The 5,670-nt window shown below is 37.4% G+C and carries 4 protein-coding genes; all 4 read right to left on the minus strand.

Going from position 1 to position 5,670, the window contains the following annotated elements:
- The coding region (locus tag Q0X89_RS05355) for a S8 family serine peptidase (RefSeq protein WP_297691883.1) at positions 1-694 on the minus strand (694 nt) is incomplete at its 3' end.
- A gap of 190 nt (positions 695-884) precedes the next feature.
- On the minus strand, positions 885-1,547 hold the full coding sequence (locus Q0X89_RS05360; protein ID WP_297691885.1) for an AraC family transcriptional regulator: 663 nt from the start codon (positions 1,545-1,547) through the stop codon (positions 885-887).
- A 1,117-nt stretch (positions 1,548-2,664) separates the two neighbouring features.
- Positions 2,665-3,213, minus strand: coding sequence for a hypothetical protein (locus Q0X89_RS05365; protein WP_297691887.1), 549 nt, complete (start codon positions 3,211-3,213; stop codon positions 2,665-2,667).
- Positions 3,210-4,802 carry a hypothetical protein gene (locus tag Q0X89_RS05370; RefSeq protein WP_297691889.1) on the minus strand — a complete coding sequence of 531 codons (1,593 nt, stop codon included), beginning with the start codon at positions 4,800-4,802 and terminating at the stop codon, positions 3,210-3,212. Before Q0X89_RS05370 ends, Q0X89_RS05365 begins: the two co-directional genes overlap by 4 nt.
- Positions 4,803-5,670: the final 868 nt, after the last annotated feature.

Consider the following 5,670-nt stretch of genomic DNA (forward strand, 5'->3'; position numbering starts at 1 on the left):
CAGGTGCGACCCCAACCGCCATTTTATTGCCATAGGAACCACGTATTCCGGCGACATGGGTTCCATGACCTACTTTATCATCAGGGATCTCATCCATATCCAAATAATCGCCAACGAATTGTTGAGCGCCATCAATAATATTTACAAAATCCTTATCACCAGCGAATTTTGGGGATCTATTAGAAGACCCTTCATTAAACTCAGAATGGGAAGTCTCAATACCAGTATCTAATACAGCAATCTTTATTTCTGGATGACCAGTGATCCATTGATGTGCCTCTTTTAAATAGATGGAATGGTTTGGATATCTTGAACTCAAACTTTGTGAAGAAGCATAGGTTTGCTTTGGAATTGTGCTCGAGATTATTTGTCCTGTATTGATATAGGAAATATGTGGTATCAATGAAATTTCATCTACCATTTCCTTTGGAATTTCCTTATTGTTAGTAAGCAAAATAAGTCTGTAAATCCTGTTTAATCCTGCTTTTAATTCATCTGATGACCAGTCCTTGTTTTTTGACTTATAGTTTTGTGAAGCAATGAAATCGTATTTGTATTTGTCATTGAGAATCGCATCCACACTAGGAATGAATCGGGTACTTAAATTACTTTTATCTGAAATCAATGATTCCCAATAATCGAACTTCGGATTATCTGGTTGATCCTTGAGTTTTATGATCAAGTGTGGTTTCATTTTCTAAATATAGCTTTCTCTAACAGGATTGATTTGCACTATTGGGTAAAGATTTTACAGTATTGGGTACATTGGGTCAAATTGTCTAACGAGGGAGTTTTTTGACATTTCGGTATATATGGAAACCTTCAAAACAACTATTTATGTTGCCTTTGACGGATACAAGAAAATAAGCGAATCGCTTTTAAGCTTATAAAGTTGGTCTTAGGTAGCCAGGAGTTTTTGGTTGGGGAATGGGGGGCTTATTTTGATGTTCTTTTCTGAATTGGGAGGGGTTCATGCCCTCATTTTTTTTAAATAAGCGGCAGTAGTAATTTTGAGAACAGAATCCCAAATGATCGGCAATTTTACTAATCTGCCAATTGGTTACCAATAACAAGTGTTTGCTTTTTTCCAGCTTGTAATGATTGATATATTCGGTTGGTTTTAGTCCTGTGTATTTTTTAATCTTTTTGCTGAAGGCACTACGGCTCATAAAAACCAGATTGCTCAGTTTTTTCATGGTGAGGGTATGATCATCTATATTCTCGTCAATGGCAGCAGTTATTTTATGTAAAAATCGGTCTGCTGTGTTGAGCGCTTTTTTTCTGTTCATATAACTTATGGATTCCTTAAGCTTTAACAGGTACTTTACTAAAATTGGAATGAGCACAAAGGGGATATCGTCATTTTCAGATTGAGTATAATGAGATTTTGTATAAGTTACAATAGGCCTTATTTGCTTAAGGGATCCAGTAAGGACATCGTCGGTACCATGCTCCCCATTTACTAGTATTATATCAATTTCCTTATCTTCCAGGGGATGATTTACCGGGTTGTGGGTAATCTTATTCTTAATTAAATATGTGTTCATAAAGGTCGGAATTGCGCCTATATGCAAGATTTGCATATGCACAAATTCGTTTTTCAATTTCAAAAGCTTTAAATGGGAATTTACCTCTCCCGTGAGAATGGATTGTGGAGTCATAGTGCTCAGATTGTGGGGCTAAATTATATAAGTCTGATTTTTGAGTTATCCAGGTATTTTATCTATCTGCCTCTAAAAACTTGTTTAACCAAGTAAGGCAGCACTAATTCAAAAAAAAAATTTAAGGCTCATGCTCATCATCCTCATGTGGCCAACCATTGGGGGAATACATATGGAAGGTATGCCTCAATACATATATCTAAGTTAGAATCCATGTTTAAGATTTATGTAATGTCATCCCTTGGTAGATTCTGACCGGGATCCAGACTTCATACAAGGAGATCAACGATAACCCTATATTAAAAATATTACATGCTTAGCACAGAACTAAAGCACTAACCATAATAGAACTTATCAACATAGATTGTAAGATGTATCTTTAAAAATAGTAGTTTCCTCCTTTCGCCCTTACATATTTTGTATGGGTGGTATTAATTAATGTACAGATGGTTGAGAAGCGTTTTGAGAAATCCGATTGCATAGAAAAAAAACTGATTATTAAGGATTTTTCGGCCTTTACCTATCTCTTGGTATACTTCAGCTTATCTAGCGAGAGTTGATAGTAACTGGTTTATCATTTTGTATAACTATTATGCATATAGGCTAGAAAGTTTCAGGAATTATCTAAACACAAAGCTTTTTTACTAGCTCACAAAAAAAATTGACTATTAGCTGACTAAAAATTTCATATTAATCACTTAACTAGCTAATAATCAAATTTGCACAAAACTTTTCTTAAGAATGTCCCATTCGTGGTCTCTTTTAATGGTCTCGTTAATTCGTGTTTTAAGGGCACACACAGTTTACTTGGACCACCGAATTATTGAACTATTTTTTAGTAGTATATGCTAATTATGGAAAGTGGAATTAAGCGCGGGGTTAAATCAATGCTTATCAAAATTATTTGTTTAGTAGATTTGTGAATTTCTAGATGATTACAAAATAGCTACCACCCAAGTTTATTGAGCTCTTTATGGACGAATAGAATTTTAGCGTTAGGCAATTATTCTCTTATAAAATATCCTCGTTGATATTTCAGGACCACCGTTTTTTCCGCTTTAATATCTGCATACGAATCAGGAGAGATTTGAAACGTGGCAACACCCTTTGCTTTAGGATCATCTCCCATAAAAACCACAACTTGTTTAAAATCTAACTTTTGAAAGTTTTCAAGAACTTCTTTAGACAATATGACGTATAATTCCGTCCCCGCTTTATTTACCTCAGTATTTTCAACAATATACTCCTTACCAAACAACAACCTGGGGGAGCGTGAGGTGTAATAAAACCCTTGCCCGCTGATGGTTTGTAGTATGTCTCCCGGGTTTCCGGTATCTGTACCTTCTCCAAGATTATGAAATTCAAATTTATCTACCCGCATAGGTATTATTTCTTGTTTTGGTAGTACTTCTGCTTTTGGGACAATGACTGTTACATTGTCTTCACGGTTTAATTCTGCAGGAGAAAATTCGTTCTTAACTACCTGAAAGCTGGTGATAGCTAGTACCAGAAATGCAGCGGATAATATGATTGTTTTTTTTTGGATTTTCATATTTTTGTGAACTCTAAATCATCCAGTGCTATGGCACCAGAGGTATTATCGAAACCGGTGGTGTTTGCCTCATCAAATTTAAGGGTAACCCTGTTAAGTTGGGTAATATCGATTCCGGTAAAATCTGATAGAGGAATTCTGTAGGTTCTTGGAATACTCTTGAATTGAGATGAAGATGCGCTGGAAATGGATCCATTTTCATCCGGATATTGCAGGCCATCCAAGTAATTGGAAATGGCAACGTTACTTGTTGCGCCGGTTGCATCACGTAGTTCTACCTTAAAATTCTTTTTTCTATCGGCGGTATTCAGACTGATATCTGGTCGTTGTGATAGTCGGAAATTAAGATGTGAATAAGCAGAGGCATTTTGATTGGGAAAATTAAATAGAAGTTCATCCCCGTTGGCATCCCAATGGGCAATTAAGCCGGGGCCGGCATTATAGAAATGTTCCGAGGAGGTTGTAAGCTGCTTATCATCGAACAGGACTAAGCTTGTTCCATCATTTGCTCCGCCTAAATTATTGGTCGTTTCTGTTCCCAATGGTCCGCCGGTATCAATGGATCTAAAATCATTGGTGAGGTATTGAATGTAATAATCCACGCTATTGATGCGTCTTTGCCCGGTGAGGTACAGTGGCCAATCATAGCGGTCTAAGCCTTTGATGTGTTTGTCAAAAAAGGCGTTAAAAAAACCCTGGGATAATTCATGATGTTCATCGCGTGTAATGTCTTCTACTTCGCCGGCATAATTTTCACTATCCGTGAAGTGAAAGTGATTTGCACCATAGATCTCGACAAACAGCTTGTCGGCTTGTCTAGTACCACCGCTCCATAAGCGAACCCCATGACCACTGCTTAAATCTCCATCCCAGGTGCCATAAAGTGATATATGGGGTACAGCTTCCTGTACAGGTTGTACAAAAAAATCAACCGGTGAAATCGTGGCTACAGCTTCAATGGGTCGTGGAGAAGAAATTGATCCATTAGCATTCACTGCTGAAACGGCTCCACCACCTCCTCGTGAATGGCCTATCAGGCCAATTTTGTTTACATCAATTCGGTTGTGAAAGATGGAGCTGGAATTGCTGTTTTGGGCGATCATAAAATCTGCAGCATGCAGCATCAATTCGCCACGTTGCGGAATCCCTTGTTGGTGGCTCGCCCATTGTCCCTGTAATACATCCAGGTTAACAGAGATGCAAATATATCCCCATGAGGCCAAATGGTGCATTAAATTAGTCATTCCCAGGTAGTTGTTGGGAGCACCCACACTGTATTGCCCATGGCCAAAAATAATCAGCGGATGTGGACCCTCCGAAACTTCAACACCGTTTAAATCAGGGTCAATTCCGTCAGCAATATCTTGTATGGCATCTTCATCGTATGAGGGGTAATATACCCGGCCAATAAAATCAATGGTCTGATCTCCAGGGATATCTTCAACAACGGTATAGGTTTCTCCGGATGGAATGTCCTGAAAACCTATGAGGGCAAAATTAGACTGGTCTGGTCTGCAACTGTCACACCCTTTTAAAAGACCTGTACTGATCACTACAATGGCAATTTTAATGTACTTGTGGATTTTCATATTTTTCGATGTTAGCCAACCCCTTAAAAACTATTAGGACGGGGGCCAAATAGTTTCCGTTGTGTATTAATAATGGTGTTGAAAGGTCTAAGTTGTTTTAGACTTTCCTATCAAATGTATTAATATTAAGTTATTTACTGACATTTTTTGTACGAATAGCCCTATTTTCTGTATAAATGAGGTTTAGGGCTTACAAACAGTGGTTGTTCCAAGGATTAGTGGTTTCCCTTTTAATAAAGCAAGGAACAGGTTATCAGATGGCCATAGTCCATGTTTTTGAGGAACCTTGGGGATTTTCAGCGACGGTGATTCCCACAAGAATCAGACTGCTGTATGTATATAAGAAACCTCCTAATGAATAACGTGCTTGCCTTTTTTGGCGTACAGAGTATTATGTAGATGCTATCGAAATCTTTCTCAAAATATCTTTTGAAGTAAATGTATATCCTGATGCGAAATACCGTTCCCAACTGTACTAAAGTATACTGTCTACTATTAGCCTCTTAGACTACCAGGACAAATGTTTTTGATGCTCACGATTTACTGTGTTGTTAAATTTGAGGACTTTATTTATTGAAATTTTATCAGAATTGAATATAGGCTTCTATTGACCACCGTTTTATTGAACTTTTCAATAATTACCTAACCTCATAGTTTAAAAGTTTATTTTGACGTACTAAATAAATAGTCTACATTTTGACCTTTAATTAAACTTTAAGGTCATGATATTTGGATATGCAATAGCTACGGAGGGCGTAGGTGGAGCCGGGGAGGTTACCTGCAGTTTTTCCTACTAAGATATCTTCTTGCTTGTTAAATTAATCTTTTGTTTCGAAAAGCAGATCCTGAACCACTTTTTAGATAGCGT

The sequence above is a fragment of the uncultured Eudoraea sp. genome, from assembly GCF_947258525.1.
Lineage (GTDB): Bacteria > Bacteroidota > Bacteroidia > Flavobacteriales > Flavobacteriaceae > Eudoraea.